General features: G+C 62.8%; 15 protein-coding genes. 7 read left to right on the forward strand and 8 right to left on the reverse strand.

The window, feature by feature from the left end:
- The first annotated feature begins 21 nt into the window (after positions 1–21).
- On the forward strand, positions 22–705 hold the full coding sequence (locus C9990_RS13055; protein ID WP_242485977.1) for a cysteine hydrolase family protein: 684 nt from the start codon (positions 22–24) through the stop codon (positions 703–705).
- Positions 706–769: 64 nt separating this feature from the next.
- On the forward strand, positions 770–1,975 hold the full coding sequence (locus C9990_RS13060; protein ID WP_106803536.1) for an EAL domain-containing protein: 1,206 nt from the start codon (positions 770–772) through the stop codon (positions 1,973–1,975).
- A gap of 109 nt (positions 1,976–2,084) precedes the next feature.
- Here C9990_RS13060 and C9990_RS13065 read toward each other — a convergent pair whose 3' ends face one another.
- Positions 2,085–3,500 (reverse strand): cytosine permease, encoded by a 1,416-nt coding sequence (locus tag C9990_RS13065; RefSeq protein ID WP_065907637.1) that lies wholly within the window; start codon positions 3,498–3,500, stop codon positions 2,085–2,087.
- A gap of 218 nt (positions 3,501–3,718) precedes the next feature.
- Here C9990_RS13065 and C9990_RS13070 point away from each other — a divergent pair, with 218 nt between their 5' ends.
- Positions 3,719–4,630: a LysR substrate-binding domain-containing protein gene (locus C9990_RS13070; RefSeq protein WP_065907639.1), complete on the forward strand. Its 912-nt coding sequence runs from the start codon at positions 3,719–3,721 to the stop codon at positions 4,628–4,630.
- 547 nt (positions 4,631–5,177) lie between these two features.
- Here C9990_RS13070 and argE read toward each other — a convergent pair.
- Genes argE through C9990_RS13090 form a run of 4 tightly spaced genes read right to left on the reverse strand, consistent with a single transcriptional unit; the run spans position 5,178 to position 8,775 of the window.
- A complete protein-coding gene (argE, locus tag C9990_RS13075) occupies positions 5,178–6,323 on the reverse strand; it encodes an acetylornithine deacetylase (protein WP_106803537.1) in 1,146 nt (381 codons plus the stop codon).
- A complete protein-coding gene (locus tag C9990_RS13080) occupies positions 6,320–6,997 on the reverse strand; it encodes a DUF1028 domain-containing protein (RefSeq protein WP_106803538.1) in 678 nt (225 codons plus the stop codon). The genes argE and C9990_RS13080 overlap by 4 nt, the downstream gene beginning before the upstream one ends.
- 10 nt (positions 6,998–7,007) lie before the next feature.
- A complete protein-coding gene (locus C9990_RS13085; protein WP_010171793.1) occupies positions 7,008–7,418 on the reverse strand; it encodes a RidA family protein in 411 nt (136 codons plus the stop codon).
- Between the two features lie 25 nt (positions 7,419–7,443).
- A complete protein-coding gene (locus tag C9990_RS13090) occupies positions 7,444–8,775 on the reverse strand; it encodes a flavin-containing monooxygenase (protein ID WP_371920645.1) in 1,332 nt (443 codons plus the stop codon).
- A 216-nt stretch (positions 8,776–8,991) separates the two neighbouring features.
- Between C9990_RS13090 and C9990_RS13095 the strand changes: the two genes are divergently transcribed.
- Positions 8,992–9,426: a GNAT family N-acetyltransferase gene (locus tag C9990_RS13095; RefSeq protein WP_106803540.1), complete on the forward strand. Its 435-nt coding sequence runs from the start codon at positions 8,992–8,994 to the stop codon at positions 9,424–9,426.
- Here the strand turns inward: C9990_RS13095 and C9990_RS13100 are convergent.
- Complete coding sequence (locus C9990_RS13100; RefSeq protein WP_106803541.1) at positions 9,423–10,025, reverse strand: response regulator transcription factor; 603 nt, start codon at positions 10,023–10,025, stop codon at positions 9,423–9,425. The two genes, C9990_RS13095 and C9990_RS13100, sit on opposite strands and share 4 nt — an antisense overlap.
- A 114-nt stretch (positions 10,026–10,139) precedes the next feature.
- On the opposite strand from C9990_RS13100, the gene C9990_RS13105 reads away from it, so the two are divergent.
- Positions 10,140–11,753: a hybrid sensor histidine kinase/response regulator gene (locus C9990_RS13105; protein WP_106803542.1), complete on the forward strand. Its 1,614-nt coding sequence runs from the start codon at positions 10,140–10,142 to the stop codon at positions 11,751–11,753.
- On the opposite strand, the gene C9990_RS13110 is transcribed toward C9990_RS13105, so the two are convergent.
- Positions 11,743–12,078: a hypothetical protein gene (locus C9990_RS13110; protein ID WP_065907651.1), complete on the reverse strand. Its 336-nt coding sequence runs from the start codon at positions 12,076–12,078 to the stop codon at positions 11,743–11,745. The two genes, C9990_RS13105 and C9990_RS13110, sit on opposite strands and share 11 nt — an antisense overlap.
- A 174-nt stretch (positions 12,079–12,252) precedes the next feature.
- Here C9990_RS13110 and C9990_RS13115 point away from each other — a divergent pair, with 174 nt between their 5' ends.
- Positions 12,253–12,723 (forward strand): GNAT family N-acetyltransferase, encoded by a 471-nt coding sequence (locus tag C9990_RS13115; protein ID WP_106803543.1) that lies wholly within the window; start codon positions 12,253–12,255, stop codon positions 12,721–12,723.
- Positions 12,724–12,821: 98 nt separating this feature from the next.
- Here the strand turns inward: C9990_RS13115 and C9990_RS13120 are convergent, their stop codons facing one another.
- The gene (locus C9990_RS13120) at positions 12,822–13,751 is read right to left on the reverse strand and encodes a LysR family transcriptional regulator (protein WP_106803544.1); all 930 of its coding nucleotides are present in this window, start codon (positions 13,749–13,751) and stop codon (positions 12,822–12,824) included.
- 117 nt (positions 13,752–13,868) lie between these two features.
- Between C9990_RS13120 and C9990_RS13125 the strand changes: the two genes are divergently transcribed.
- Positions 13,869–15,083 (forward strand): cation:dicarboxylate symporter family transporter, encoded by a 1,215-nt coding sequence (locus C9990_RS13125; RefSeq protein ID WP_106803545.1) that lies wholly within the window; start codon positions 13,869–13,871, stop codon positions 15,081–15,083.

Below are 15,083 nucleotides of genomic sequence, written 5' to 3' on the forward strand. Positions count from 1 at the left end.
CAACGTTTTACCCGTCGCTTCATGGCCGCTTGCGTACTGTCCACCGTGGTTGCCAGTGGTACCACCGTGGTTGCCAGCGGTGCCACCGTGACCAACGATCACCCGACCATCCGCGCCATGTCCGGTGCCGAGCCAATCCAGCAATTGCCGGCTGCCAAGACCGCGTTGATCGTGATCGACTTCCAGAACGAATACTTCACCGGACGCATGCCGATCCCGGACGGCGCCAGCGCCCTGGCGAAAGCCCGCGAGCTGATCAGCTATGCCGACAGCCACAAGATCCCGGTCTACCACGTGCAGCACGTGTCGCCGGCCGGCGCTGCGGTGTTCGCCATTGATGGCGAGACCGTGAAGTTTCACAAGGCCATGCAGCCACGCCCGCAGGATCACGTGGTGCAAAAGAACACCGTAAGCGTGTTCGCCAGCACCGACCTGGCCACACAACTGAGCAAGGCCGGGATCAACACGCTGATCATCAGCGGCCTGATGACCCATGCCTGTGTCGCCGGTGCCGCCCGTGATGCCGCGCCTCTGGGCTTCAACGTGATTGTCGCATCCGATGCCTCCGCCACCCGCGCGATCACCCGTGTCAATGGCCAGGGCGTCGACAAGGACGCCTTGCATCAAGCGGCACTGGCCGAAGTCGAGGACACCTTCGGCGACGTGATGACCACCGCGCAGATCATCAAGCTGCCTGTGCGCTGAATCGCTGCGACCCGCCCGGTGTATGACCCGGGCGGCCTTATTCCTTTCAGATGAGCCGACTGCAATGACGAGTCTTCCGATACGTGTGCTGGTACTTGAGGACCATCCTTTCCAACGTGCCGTGGCGGTGAGCATGCTGCGCCAACTGGGCTGTCACGAGGTCTATGAGGCCGCGGATGGTGTGCAGGCGCTGACGGTGCTGCAACAGGTGGGCAGGGTGGATGTTGCCCTGTGCGACTTGTGCATGGAGGGTATGGATGGCCTGGAGTTTCTTCAGCAGGTGGGGCACTCGGGTCTGGTCGGCTCCGTGATTATCAGCAGCTCATTGTCGGCGGATGTACGCCGCACTGTGCAGCAGATCGTTTCGTTGCTGGGCCTTGAAATGCTCGGTGACGTCGGCAAGCCGTTGCAGGCACACAGCCTGGAGCACCTGCTGAAAAAACGCTCCAGTGGCCCCGGCACTGCGCTGCCCAAGGCCGCGCCGGTACGCGTGGCCAGCGATGAAGAAGTGCGCTGGGCGCTCAACGAACAGCAACTGCAAGCCTGGTATCAGCCCAAGGTCGACATGCACACCGATGACGTCTGCGGCGTGGAGGTATTGACCCGCTGGGTGCACCCGCTGCGCGGCATCCTGTCGCCGGCGGTGTTCATGCCGGTGCTGGAACGCTGCGACTTGCTCGATACGCTGCTGTTCATGCAGATGAACCAGGCCTTGAGCCTGCAGCGGCTGGCGAAAAATAGCGGGCTCCCGCTTGATCTGTCGTTCAACCTGCACACCAGCCAGTTGGCCAACAGCAACCTGATCGCCGTTATCAAAGGCATCCTCTCCCTGCACGGTACGGCACCTGCCAGCCTGACCTTTGAACTGACTGAAAGCGGCCTGCTGGAAGCCCCTGCGACCAGCCTGGAAACCCTGGTGCGCCTGCGCATGATGGGCTGCAAGTTGTCCATCGACGATTTCGGCGCCGGCTTCTCATCGTTGCAGCGCCTGTGCCAACTGCCGTTCAACGAGATCAAGCTCGACGGTGAGTTTATCCGCACGTTGCTCCATGAACCGCGCTGCCAGGCGATCGTGAGTAGCACCCTGGCACTGGGGGAAACCCTGGGTATGTCGGTCGTGGTGGAGGGTATCGAAACCGAGGCGCAGCGCGAGGCACTGCTGGCGATGGGATGTACGCAAGGGCAGGGCTACCTGTTCGCGCGGCCGATGAGTGATGTGGATCTGCTGCGCTGGTTGCCGGCGGCGTTCGAAGTTCATCGACGGTCGTGAGCATCGCCGTGGCGGTCATTACGGGGACTAAAACCCTCCACATCCTGGCCTCGATGCCACGATATGGAGGGTTCCAGACATCACAATCGAATCACTTCAAGCCGTCAGCTCACACCCCTTCCACCAATTTCCCGCCATGCATACGGCGTTTATAGGCACTGTCGCGACTCGCCAACCAGAAATACAACGGCGACGTCACCACCAACCCCACCACCCAGGACAGATCCGCGCCGTTGATGTGTTCGGAAATCGGCCCTACATACAGTGGCGTGTTCATGAACGGAATCTGCACCGCGATCCCGACCGCGTAGGCCAGCAACGCCTGGGGGTTGTAGCGGCCGTAAATCCCGCCATCGACGCGGAAGATCGAGGCGATGTCGTATTGACCTTTGTGAATCGCGTAGAAGTCGATCAGGTTGATCGCCGTCCACGGCACCAGCACCACGAGCAGCACCAGCACCATGTCGACGAAGTGGCCGATGAAGTCCTTGGAGGCGAACACGGCGGCAATCGCGCAGGCGGCGAGCACCAGGATGGAGATTACCGCGCGGCTTTTGGCCGTGGGGATCCAGCGGTAGGCGAAGGTCTGGACCAGGGTGATGATCGACAGCACGGCGCCGTAGAGGTTGAGGGCGTTGTGGCTGATCACGCTGAGCAAGAACAGCACGAGCATCAGCGGGCCGATGGCGCCGGTGGCGAGTTTGACCGCGTCCATGGTGTCCATGCCCACCGGGGTGGCGAGGACGGCGACGGCGCCGAAGATGAACGACAGGCTGGAGCCCAGGGCGGAGCCGAGGTAGGTGGTCCAGAAGGTCGAGGCGACCGGCACGTCGGCCGGCAGGTAGCGCGAGTAGTCCGACACGTAGGGCGCAAAGGCGATCTGCCACAGCGCTGCGAGGGACACGGTAGCCAGCCAGCCGGAGATGTTGAAGCTGCCGCGTGTCAGGAAGTCGGTGGTCTGCACATGCGTGAAGATGTAGCCGAAGCCCAGCACGATGCCGGCGCCGAGCACCCAGGTGCCGATGCGGTTGAGTACGTGGATGAAGCGGTAGCCGATGATGCCGATGATCCCGGAGCCAATGGCGCCGATCACGATGCCCACCGGCACGGGCACGGCATCGACCACGCCGTGCAGGGATTTACCCGCGAGCACGATGTTGGAGGCGAAGAAGCCGATGTACATGACGCCGGCGATCACCACCACCAGCAGCGCGCCGAGGGAGCCGAACTGCGCGCGGCTCTGGATCATTTGCGGGATGCCCATTTGCGGGCCTTGGGCCGAGTGCAGCGCCATCAGCACGCCGCCGACCAGGTGGCCGACGAGGATAGCGACGATGCCCCAGATCAGGTTGAGGTGGAACAGTTGCACACCCAGCGCACCGGTGACGATCGGCAACGGCGCGATGTTGCCGCCGAACCACAGGGTGAACAGGTCTCTTACCTTTCCGTGGCGATCTTCCGGGGGCACGTATCCAATCGTGTGTTTTTCGATAAGCGGGGCGGAGGATGTTGCAGTGGTAACCATGACGAGCTCCAAGGCAAGGTGAGTACGTGGACGTACTTCGCTGTGCGCCGCCTGCGCGGCGCTTTGTTGTTGGAGTGATCATCTGCAATGGGCGCAGGGAGGTAAATTAGTAAGTTTGTTGCTATAGACCTTAAAAAATATCGCTCGCGCTTTGCCGCGCTCCGGTATGTTGCCTGTACCTGTTTTGCGGGCGAAGTCCCACGTTTCTGGAGGTCCCGATGGCTGCCTACAACTTGCGCCAACTCAGATATTTTGTCACCACGGCCGAGTGCGGCAGCGTCGCCGAGGCGTCGCGCAAGCTGTATATCGCGCAGCCGTCGGTGTCCACTGCGATCAAGCAGCTTGAAGACAGCTTTGGTGTGCAGTTGTTTATCCGCCATCACGCCCAGGGCGTGTCACTCACCCCCAGCGGCGCGCGCTTCTATCGCAAGGCCCTGGAGCTGCTGCGGGTGGCCCATGAATTCGAACAGAACGCCCTGGCCGACAATGACGTGGTCGCGGGGCAGATCGATATCGGCTGCTTCGAAACGGTGGCACCGCTGTACTTGCCGCGCTTGATCGCCGGTTTCAAGGCGCGCTGGCCGGGGGTGGAAATCCGCATCCGTGACGGCGAGCAGCAAGAACTGGTACAGGCGCTGACGGCGGGCAGTATCGATGTGGCGATGCTCTTCGAGCATGATCTGGGCGCGACCATCGAGACCACGCCGCTGATGCCGCCGCAGCAGCCGTACGCGTTGCTGCCGGCGGATCACCGCTTTGCGCAGCAGGCCAAGGTCTCCCTGGCGGACCTGGTGCTGGAGCCGATGATCTTGTTGGACGTGCTGCCGAGCCGCACGTACTTCGTGAGCATCTTTGAAGAGCGCGGGCTGACGCCGAATATCGTGTTCAGCTCGCCGTCGATCGAGATGGTGCGGGGCATGGTGGGACGGGGCTTTGGCTTTTCGATTCTGGTGACCAAGCCATTTACCGAGTACACCTATGATGGGCAGAAAGTCGCGTGCGTACCGCTGGCGGAGACGGTGACCGGGTCGGGGTTGTCGGCGGTGTGGCTGCGCCGGGCGCCGTTGACCAAGCCGGTGCAGTTGTTTGTGGATTACTGCCGCGAAGAACTGGCGCGCTTGCTGGGGTGAATCTGCACGGTTTTCTGGCAAGCACTGGAGATCAATGTGGGAGCCGGGCTTGCTCGCGATGGCGGTGGGTCAGTTGCCCCAGGTGTGGCTGATGTGACGCTATCGCAGGCAAGCCAGCTCCCACAGTAGAGGGGGGTGCCGGGAAGAGCGCGCTTACTGGAGTGAGCGCAGGGCAAAAATGTGGGAGCGGGCTTGCTCGCGAAGGCGGTGGGTCAGTTGCCCGGATGTGGCTGATGTACCGCTATCGCAGGCAAGCCAGCTCCCACAGTAGAGGGGGTTGCCGGGAAGAGCGCGCGTTTACTGGAGTGAGCGCAGGGCAAAAATGTGGGAGCGGGCTTGCTCGCGAAAGCGGTGGGTCAGTTGCCCGGGTGTGGCGGATGTACCGCTATCACAGGCAAGCCAGCTCCCACAGTAGAGGAGATCATTGTGGGAGCCGGGCTTGCCCGCGATGGCGGTGGGTCAGTCGCTCCGGATGTGGCGGATGTACCGCTATCGCAGGCAAGCCAGCTCCCACATTGGTAACCCGTGTTGCCTGCAGATCGGCGGTTCACGCACGGATTGAGTCGAGCATCCGCCACAGCATGGCATCACACCCCGCCAGTTGGTCGACACTCACAAACTCATCCGGCTTATGCCCCTGGTCCATGCTCCCCGGCCCGCATACCACGGTGGGGATGCCCACCGCATCGAACAAGCCACCCTCGGTGCCAAAGGCCACGGTGCCGAACTCACGTGAACCACTGAACGCGGCAATCAACTCCGCGGCCTGGCTGCGTTCGTCGGTGACCAACCCCGGATAGGCCGACAGCTCGGTAAAGTGAATCGCACTCTGCGCGCTGACCGCCTGCATGCGCGGCAGCACCTGCTGCGTGGCATAGGCTTTCAACGCGTCGGCCACTTCGCCCGGGTCTTGCGACGGCAACGCGCGAATCTCGAAGTCGAAGCGGCAATCGGCGGGCACGATGTTGAGTGCCTTGCCGCCACTGATCACGCCGGTTTGCACGGTGCTGAACGGCGGATCGAACCGCGCGTCCTGGGTGCCACGCAGCTGCTGGCCGATGCGCCCCAGTTCACCGATCAACTCGGCGGCATGTTCAATCGCATTCACCCCGTAAGGCGCGTAGGCCGAATGGCAGGCCTCGCCATGCACGTCGCAGCGCATCGCCAGCTTGCCCTTGTGACCCAGCACCGGCTTGAGCTCGGTGGGTTCGCCGATGATGCACAGCATCGGTTTCACCGGGCGTTGCTCCAGCACCTTGAGCAACGAACGCACGCCGAGGCAGCCGACCTCTTCGTCATACGACAGGGCGATATGCACCGGCATCCGCAACGGCGCCTCGACCAACGCCGGCACCAGCGCCAGCACACAGGCGATATAGCCCTTCATGTCTGCCGTGCCACGCCCAAACAATTTGCCGTCGCGCGCGGTCAACTCGAATGGCGGCACTGTCCAGGGCTGCCCGTCCACCGGCACCACGTCGGTATGCCCGGACAGCACAATGCCGGGCAATTGCACCGGGCCGATGCTGGCAAACAGGTTGGCCTTGCTGCGGTCCTCGTTGTAGATCCGCTCGCTGGCCACGCCGAAGCTCGCCAGGTAATCGTGCACAAACTCGATCAACTGCAGGTTGGATTCGCGGCTGGTGGTGTCGAACCCCACCAGCGTGCGCAGCAACGCCTGGCTCTGGCTCATCGCTCGTCTCCGGCCACGCCGTAGCCGGGCGAACGGTCGGGGGCGAGGGCGCGGTCGATGTAGTCCTGCACTTGCGGGCGGTAGGCGTCCCAGAGTTTTTGCAGCGCGCCGATTGGCGCCTCATCCGCCCAATCGACCCGCAGGTTGATGATCGGCCAGGTCAGTTCGCCCACCACCACCAGCGCGGCGGAGTGCACCGGGCCGGCTTCGCCACCGGCGGCGATGGCGGCGTGCATGGCGGCCAGGAGTCGGTCCGCCAACTGCCCTTCGGCCTGTTCAAAAGCAGTGACCATCGCGTCGATCACCGCGCGGTCGGCGAGCATATTGCCGGCCGCCACGCATTGCTCGCCCGACACGGCGTTGTGGGTGCCGAGGGTTTCGCTGCCGCTGAAATGCACGCTGCGGCCCAGGTGATCAATGGCCGTGAGCTGTCGGTACTGGCTGTAGCCATTACGCGTCAACGCAGTGTCGATGGCCTCGGCAGGGGCGAGGCCTTGTTCGAGCAAATCGAGCACGTCCGGGCCCAGCGCCGGCAGCGTGATGTTCTGGGTCGACACCGCACCCACGCCGGGCCGCAGCCACGGGCAACGGGCGCCCACGGCAATGCTTGAGGAACTGATGGCAATACCCAACTGGCCGGTGTCGGCGCATCGGGCGACGATGGAAAACGTCATGGGCAGCTCCTTATTCGGGAATAACCGCGATCACATCGATTTCCATCAGCCACTGTGGCTGGCCCAGGGCCGAGACGACCAGCCCGGTGGAGATCGGGAACACGCCTTTGAGCCACTTGCCGACTTCCTGGTACACCGGCTCGCGGTAGCGCGGGTCGATCAGGTAAGTGGTGGTCTTGACGATATGGCTGAGGTCGCTGCCGGCTTCTTCGAGCAGTTGCTTGACGTTGCGCATGGCCTGTTCGGCCTGGGCGCGCGGGTCGCCGAGCCCGACCAGGTTGCCGTCGAAATCGGTGCCGACCTGGCCGCGCACGTACACGGTATTGCCGGCGCGCACGGCCTGGCACAGGTCATTGTCCAGGCTCTGGTTGGGGTAGGTTTCCTTGGTGTTGAACATGCGGATGCGAGTGTGGGTAGGCATCTGGAAAACTCCGAAAAATAAGGGGTCAGGCGCTGACAGGTGTTTTGTGAGCCACCGGGGCGGCGTCGCGGTATTCGAGGTATTGGCGCTGGATGGCGATGTGGTCGGCCACGTACTTGGCGTCGTGCCAGACGCCCCAGATAAACGACGAGCCGCGACGTGACTGCCAGGGCAAGCCAAGGAAGTAGATTCCGGCCTCGCTGGACACGCCGCGCTGGTGTTGCGGCTTGCCGGCAGCGTCGAATGCGTCGACTTGCAGCCAGCTGTAATCCACGGCAAACCCGGTGGCCCAGATGATCGAGGTGATGCCGGCCTTGGCCAGGTCCAGTTCCAGGATCGGCTGGCGGATGCAGTCTGCATCGGGGAAGACACGGCGCGCCTCAGGTTCCACCGGCAGGTCCAGGCCGTTGCGCTCGATATAGGCATCGGCCGCGTCCAGCAGGGCCAGGTAATTCTCGTCACCGCGCGCCAGGTTCTCGACCAGATTGGGCTGGAAGGTGGCGACACTGCCGTCGAAGGCTTGGGTCAAGCCGACCAGGGTCATGCCGTGCTGGGCCAACTCGCGAAAATCGATGGTCTTGCCGCCATGGGCGCCGCTCACCGCGATGGTCACGTGCTCGCGGCCAGGTTTCATCGCCGCCTGGTCCCACTCGCCCAGCACGCCCAGCCACCAGCAGAAATCACGGTTGCGGTAAGCGCGCGGCGGGCGGTCGTGGGCGCCGACCGAGAGGTACACCTGGCGACCGGAGCGCTGCAGTTCATCGGCGATCTGTACACCGGATGAGCCGGCGCCCACCACCAGCACGGCGCCGGCCGGCAGTTGCGCGGGGTTGCGGTAGTCGGCGGAATGCAGCTGGTGCAGCGTGGTGTCCTTGGGCGCAATCGCCGGGATCACCGGCTTCTGGAATGGCCCAGTCGCGGCCACCACGCGGTTGGCTTCGATCACGCCTTCGCTGGTGTGCACGGTGAAGCCTGGACGGCCGACATTGCGCACCACCGAGGTCACGTCCACGCCGGTACGGATCGGCGCATTGAATTTGCGTGCATAGGCCTCGAAGTAATCCGCCACCCGTTCTTTTGGCGCAAAGCCATCGGCGGCGACATCATCGAATTCCAGGCCTGGGAAGCGGTCGTGCCAGGCCGGCCCGTTGGCGACCAGCGAATCCCAGCGCCCGGTGCGCCAGCGCTCGGCAATCCGGCTGCGTTCCAGCACCAGGTGGGGCACGCCTTGCTTGCTCAAATGCTCGCTCATGGCCACGCCAGCCTGACCGGCCCCCACCACCAGGGTATCTATTTTTGTTATCGCTACAGTCATGTGTCTGTCCTTCCGTAATGCAGTTGGATTCAGCTCGGGCATGACTTCAAGGCTAGGGGGAGGGCGGTTATTAATAAAATATTATTAAGCTGGGAAGTGAGCATAAATATCGGATGCAGAGCCGTCGCCCGCGGCGTTAACGGGCCTCCTCCTTTCGATGTGGGAGCGGGCTTGCCCGCGATTGCAATCTGCCCGGCGATAGCGTTCCATCTGACTCACCGACAGCGCGGGCACGCCCGCTTCCACAAGGTTTTCGCCATGCCTGACATTCGCGTCATGACCGCGTCCGACTACGACGCCGTGCTTACCCTCATGCAAGACACCCCCGGCATCTCCCTGCGTGATGCCGACTCCCGCGAGGCCACCGAGCGCTACCTGGCGCGCAACCCCGGGATGAGTTTTGTCGCGCAAATCGAAGGCCAATTGATCGCGTGCGTCATGTGCGGCCACGACGGGCGTCGCGGGTATCTGCAGCATTTGCTGGTGCTGCCGGACTACCGTCGCCAAGGCCTCGCGCAGGCGTTGACCCGGCGCTGCCTTGAGGCGCTGGAACAGTTGGGTATCCACAAATGCCACCTCGACGTGTTCAAGACCAACACCCACGCCGCCCAGTATTGGCAGGGCCAAGGCTGGAAGCTGCGTATCGATATCGACCGGTATTCCTTCACGCGCCCGGGCAATGAAAACGCCTAGAACTCGCCGGAATACTTCACCGCTGCGGCCGCCCGCGAGGGTACATCCAAGGTGCGCAGCAGCGACGACACATGGATGCGCACGGTAAACGGCGAGATATCCAGGGCCTTGGCGATTTCCTTGTTGGTCTTGCCCTGGGCGATCAGGCGCAGCACTTCCTGCTGGCGGGTGGTGAGGGTGTGGGTGTCGAGGGGCAGCAGGCCGGAGGGCGCGAACTTGACCAGCACCTCGCCTTCGCGGATCGCCAGCAGCGCCTGGCCGATCTCGTCGGGGGCGATGTTCTTGCCGATAAAACCGTCGGCGCCCAGGGCCATCACTTGATCGATCAGCGCCGGGTCATCGACCATCGACACCACGACCAGGGTGGTGCGCCGCAGTCGCTGGCGCAGCTCGACCAGCTGGCTCATGCAGGTCAGGCCGGGAAAGCGCAGGTCGAGGATCAGCGTATCGACGTCGTGGCCGTCGCCGATCAGCGCGAGCACCGTGTCCAGGTCGCCGGCCTCTTGCACCACGGCTTCGGGCAGCAAGCGCTGCACGGTGCGCCGCATGCCTTCACGGAACATCGGATGGTCGTCGGCGATGATGATGCGATCGGTCATGGCGTGCTCCTCCCTGGGGCAAGGTTGTGCGCTGGCATGCTACCTTACCACCGCGCCCAGGGTCTGCCTGGGGTGCATGATGGATTTGTTGACTGCCGCACAAGGACGTACCCCATGAGTCTTGAGACCAACTCCGAACTCGACCAGGCCAACCTGCGCATCGTGGTGGCCGCCATTGCTATCGTGTATATCGGCGCGCTGGGCTTCCTGCCCGGACAGTCGCTGGACACCTACCTGCCGGTAATCCTGTACATCGTGCTGTTCCTGCTGGCCTCCATCGTCTTGCGCCAGGTCATCGCGCGCTGGCCCGGGCATTATCCGGCGCGGCGGATTTTCGGCATGCTCCACGACTACACCGGCACCTCGTTCGGCATGGTCATCGGCGGTGAAGCGGCGTTGCCGCTGTATGCGGTGATGGTGTGGGTCAACCTCGGCAACGGCATGCGCTATGGCTCGCGCTACCTGGCGATTGCCACGGCATTGGCGTTGCTGGCGTTGTTGGTGGTGTACCGGCTCACGCCGATATGGCAGGCGCAACCCTTCATGGTGCTGATGCTGATGATCACCAGCACGGTGATCCCGGTGTACGCGCATATCCTCCTGGAACGTACGCGCAAGGCGTCCGAACAAGCCATCGCGGCCAACCTGGAAAAGTCCCGGTTCCTGGCCCAGGCCAGTCATGACCTGCGCCAGCCCATCCACTCCATCGGCCTGTTCACTGCGTGCCTGCGCGAAGCCAGGCTCGGCGATGAAGAGCGGCGGCTGGTGGACAACATCGACCGTTCGCTGCTCAACGTGTCGCAGTTGTTCCGCTCGATCCTCGACCTCTACACCCTCGACAACGGCCGCCTGTTGCCCAAATACCAGGCGATCCACCTGGGTGAATTCCTCGCTGATCTGGTGCGCCAGAACGCCGAGGCGGCGCGTTGGGCCGGCGTGGAATTGCGCCTGCGGCCTTGCGCATACTGGGTGCTGGTCGACCCGGCGCTGTTGGCGACCATGGTGCAGAACGTACTGTCCAACTGCTTCAAATACGGTGCGCACCGTCCCGTGTTGATCGGCGTGCGCATTCGCGACGGAGGCTTGGCGGTGGAGGTGCATGACCGGGGTCGGGGGATTGCCGAGGAGCATCTGTCAAAGGTCTTCGAAGAGTTCTATCGGGTTCGCCACCTGCGTGACAAAGACGTCGAAGGCGTCGGCCTTGGGCTGTCCATCGTCAAGCGCCTGGGGCAGTTGATGGGGGTACACGTGAGCCTGCGTTCACGGGTTGGCCATGGCACGTCCGTGAGCCTCTACGGCCTGACCCTCGCCACCGCACCGCGTGCACCGGCCGCTCGCGACGAAACGCGCCAGGCGGGCCTGCTGACCGGTTTGAAAGTGTGCCTGGTGGAAGATGATCACAACGTCTTGCTCGCCACCCAGGCCCTGCTGGAGCGCTGGGGCTGCGTGGTCCAGGCCGAGTCATCAGGACGCGACCTGGTCAGCGATTGCGACATCATCGTCGCCGACTACGACCTGGGGAATCACGCCACCGGCATCGAATGCATCGATGCCCTGCGCGAACAACGCGGCTGGGCGGTCCCGGCCCTGATCCTCACCGGGCACGATGTGGAGAAAATCCAGGCCGCCTTGCACGACCGTCAGATCGCCATTCTCTCCAAACCCGTGCGTCCCGCTGAACTGCGCGGCACCCTGCGGGACCTGAGCCAGGAGACGGTTACTGGGTGAACCCTTGCAGTGCGTTGCCGCGTGCGCCCTTGGGCTGGCAGTAAGCGGCGGGCTTCATCAAGCCAAAGCTGGCCACCGTGAACAAGCCACCGCTGGCGCCGCTGGGCACCGAGCAGTTGTACTCGCCGGAGGCAGCGCTGGCGATGTAGTAGGTGGTCATCGAATCGCTGCGCACATTGGAAATACGCTTGACCGGTTCGCCCAGGTTGGTTTCCGATAGGGTCTTGAGGTGGTCTTCGCTGGGCTTGACGTTGCTGCAGCCGGCGACGCCGATGATCAGGGCGCCGAGCAGGGTGAGACGGGTAATGGGGGCGTGCAGTTTCATGGTGATTCTTCCTTGGGTTGTTATGGTTTTTCCAACGCACAACGAACCCGCGCGCAATGAATGCGCGGTGCCTGGGGAACGTTGGAAGTGGCGGCGAATATAGCGCCGCCGGGGGAAGCGGTCGATTAGCACAAGTGTGCTAGTGGCACGATGATTTCATGCAGGGAGATGCACATGCTGGAGATAAAACGCGCCACCCCGGAGCACGCCCAGGTGGCGTTCGATATCCGCTTGCGGGCCATTCGCAGCCAATGTATCGGCGCCTATACGTCCGAGCAAATGCTGCTGTGGACGCGGGGTAAAGCCGAGGACGGCTACGACGCCCTGATGGATCAACCGTTTTACCTGGGCTGGGTCAACGGCGAGGCGGTAGCCACCGGAATGCTCGACCCGCGCAATAACGAAGTGGGCGCGCTGTTCGTGTTGCCCGATTACACCGGCCACGGTTATGGCAAGGCGATGCTGGCGTTTCTGGAAGACTTGGCACGCGAGCTGGACATGACCGCATTGGTCCTGGACTCGACGTTGAATGCGGCGAGTTTCTATCGGGCGTGCGGGTACGTGGGGGATAAGCAGGCGATTTACCATTCGCCGTCCGGTTTGCAGCTGGCATGTATCCCGATGACCAAACAGCTCAGCGCCTGAGACCACACTTTGTAGGGGGCGGCTTGCCGGCAAACAAGCCGGATGACCGACCGCTATCTAAGTCTATCGCGTGCCGCGCCAGGTAGGTGCGACGCTGTTTAGTGTGGATTGAGCGCCTGCTTGCGATACACCCCGGCCAATTCCCGCGCCAGCCCGATAAAGTTCTGCAGCGGCGCCGATGGATTGAATGTGCGCCGCACCAGGGTAATCGGCGCCAGCAGCTTCGGCCGTGCGTCCTTGATCCGGCAATACACCACGCTTTCGCGGTGTACGTCGCGCATTGACGCAGGGACTACCGAGATGCCTTCACCGGCGGCCACCAGGCTGAGATTGGTGAGCATGCGTTCCACTTCAAAGGCGATCTTCGGTTCGAAGCCGCCGTTCTGGCAGGCCTTGATCAGGTTGGCGTACATGCCCGGCGCGCCGGGGCGGCGTACGAGGATGAAGCGTTCATCCTTGAGCGCGTCGAGCGCGATGTCGGTGCCGGGGGCTTTCAGCAACGGGTGGCCGGTGGGCAGCGCCAGCAGCATTTCTTCGTTGAGCAGGCGGTGGAAAGTCAGGCTTTGGTGAGTGCTGACCGGCGCGCGGAGGATGCCGATGTCGATGCGCTTTTCGACGCTGTCCTCGGTCACTTCCCGGGCGCTGCCTTCGTTGATCGACAGTTCCACGCCGGGGTAGCGCTCGCGGTACGCGCGAATGATCCGTGGGATCAGCGGGTGGGCGGCGGCGGAGCTGGTGAAGCCGATCACCAGCGTGCCCTCGATGCCTTGGGCGGCGCGGGACGCCTTGAGCGAGCCTTGTTCGACACGGGCGAGGATGATCCGCGCTTCATCGAGAAACACCAGGCCACCGGCCGTTAGGTCGACGCCCTTGGGGTGGCGCTTGAACAGGTCGAAGCCCAGCTCTTGCTCGAGCGCGCGGATCTGCTGGCTGAGGGGCGGTTGCTGCATGTTCAGGCGCGCAGCGGCACGGGTGAAATGTCGCTCTTCAGCCACCATGATGAAATAGCGTAAATGGCGAAGTTCCATGGTGGTATATCCCGTGACAAGACTTTATTATTTGCGGCCGGCAGCGGCCAGGCGCCCAATATGCCGAAAGCGGCGCGCAGCGACAATAACAATAAATAAAAACAGGCTGGAGTACCGATGCCGACCCGATACGCCAAGAACGCCACCCTGCCTATTTTGATTGCCATCGCACTTGGCATGACGCTGGGCCTGGTGTCTCCGAGCCTGGCGATTGAAATGAAAGTGTTGAGTGACGGTTTCATCAAGTGCGTCGGCTTATTGATGCCGTTCCTGTTGTTTGTATTGGTGTCCACCGGTGTTGCCGGTATCAAGCGGGCGCCGCAGCACCGCCATCTCGTACGGCGCATCATTGTGTATTTCCAGTTAATGTCGTGTGCCGCGCTGATGCTGGGCATGGCCACGGGCTGGGTGTTCAACCTCGAGCCCAGCGCGGTCTCGGCGCCGCCGATACCGCCCGAAAGCTTCCTGCATGAACTGTCGCTGCTGTCGGCGTCCTCCACGCTGTACCGCGTGTTTACCCAGAGCCTGGTGCTGCAAGTGATGTTCGCCGCCGTGCTCTGCGGGCTGCTGCTGGGGCGCGGCAGCAGCCTCGGCAATCGCTGCCTGGGCTGGCTGGAGGCGGGCGTGCAGGGGGTGTTTTTCGTACTGCGGATAATCTTGAGGTTTGCCCCGCTGGCGGCGTTTGGGGCGATGGCGTTTGTGGTGGGTAAATACGGGGTTAGTTCGGTCTTGCCGCTGTTGAAGTTCGTGCTGGTTATATACCTGGTGAGTGCGTTATTTGTGGTTGTGGTATTGGCCTTTATTACGCGTTTAGTTGGAATAAAGCTCACGCGTTTGATGGGTTATTTGAAAGAAGAGTTATTGCTGGTGACATTCACCGGTTCTTCCGTGGCGGCACTTCCCGGTTGCGTGGATAAACTCGAAGCCCTGGGCTGCGATCGCCAGTTAGTGCGCCTGGTGTTGACCACCGGCTACACCTTCAACCTGGCCGGGACCAACCTCTACCTGACTACCGCGATCATGTTCCTGGCGCATATGGCCGGGGTCGAGATTGCCCTGCCGGAGCTGCTCGCGGTGTTGGTGATCTGCCTGGTGACGTCACTGGGTTCCACCAGTGTGGCGGGGTCGGCGCTGTTCACCTTGATCGCCACCTTGAACATCCTGCAACTGGTCCCTCTGGAAGGGGTGGGCCTGCTGCTGGGAGTGGAGCGCTTGATGAAGTGCCGCTCGCTGACCAATGTGCTCGGCAACTGCGTGGCGTGCCTGGCGATTTGCGGGTGGCAGAAGTCGATTGATCGTGAGGTGTTGAAACAGGCACTGCCCACCCAGTAG

The organism is Pseudomonas sp. S5D5, assembly GCF_003013355.1.
GTDB lineage: Bacteria > Pseudomonadota > Gammaproteobacteria > Pseudomonadales > Pseudomonadaceae > Aquipseudomonas > Aquipseudomonas aylmerensis.

Coding starts and splice junctions, on each gene's coding strand:
- C9990_RS13105 (WP_106803542.1), top strand. CDS start 10,140: ATGAGTCTTGAGACCAACTCCGAACTCGACCAGGCCAACCTGCGCATC.
- C9990_RS13065 (WP_065907637.1), bottom strand. CDS start 3,500: ATGGTTACCACTGCAACATCCTCCGCCCCGCTTATCGAAAAACACACG.
- argE (WP_106803537.1), bottom strand. CDS start 6,323: ATGAGCCAGAGCCAGGCGTTGCTGCGCACGCTGGTGGGGTTCGACACC.
- C9990_RS13085 (WP_010171793.1), bottom strand. CDS start 7,418: ATGCCTACCCACACTCGCATCCGCATGTTCAACACCAAGGAAACCTAC.
- C9990_RS13100 (WP_106803541.1), bottom strand. CDS start 10,025: ATGACCGATCGCATCATCATCGCCGACGACCATCCGATGTTCCGTGAA.
- C9990_RS13080 (WP_106803538.1), bottom strand. CDS start 6,997: ATGACGTTTTCCATCGTCGCCCGATGCGCCGACACCGGCCAGTTGGGT.
- C9990_RS13120 (WP_106803544.1), bottom strand. CDS start 13,751: ATGGAACTTCGCCATTTACGCTATTTCATCATGGTGGCTGAAGAGCGA.
- C9990_RS13090 (WP_371920645.1), bottom strand. CDS start 8,775: ATGCCCGAGCTGAATCCAACTGCATTACGGAAGGACAGACACATGACT.
- C9990_RS13115 (WP_106803543.1), top strand. CDS start 12,253: ATGCTGGAGATAAAACGCGCCACCCCGGAGCACGCCCAGGTGGCGTTC.
- C9990_RS13110 (WP_065907651.1), bottom strand. CDS start 12,078: ATGAAACTGCACGCCCCCATTACCCGTCTCACCCTGCTCGGCGCCCTG.
- C9990_RS13095 (WP_106803540.1), top strand. CDS start 8,992: ATGCCTGACATTCGCGTCATGACCGCGTCCGACTACGACGCCGTGCTT.
- C9990_RS13125 (WP_106803545.1), top strand. CDS start 13,869: ATGCCGACCCGATACGCCAAGAACGCCACCCTGCCTATTTTGATTGCC.
- C9990_RS13070 (WP_065907639.1), top strand. CDS start 3,719: ATGGCTGCCTACAACTTGCGCCAACTCAGATATTTTGTCACCACGGCC.
- C9990_RS13055 (WP_242485977.1), top strand. CDS start 22: ATGGCCGCTTGCGTACTGTCCACCGTGGTTGCCAGTGGTACCACCGTG.
- C9990_RS13060 (WP_106803536.1), top strand. CDS start 770: ATGACGAGTCTTCCGATACGTGTGCTGGTACTTGAGGACCATCCTTTC.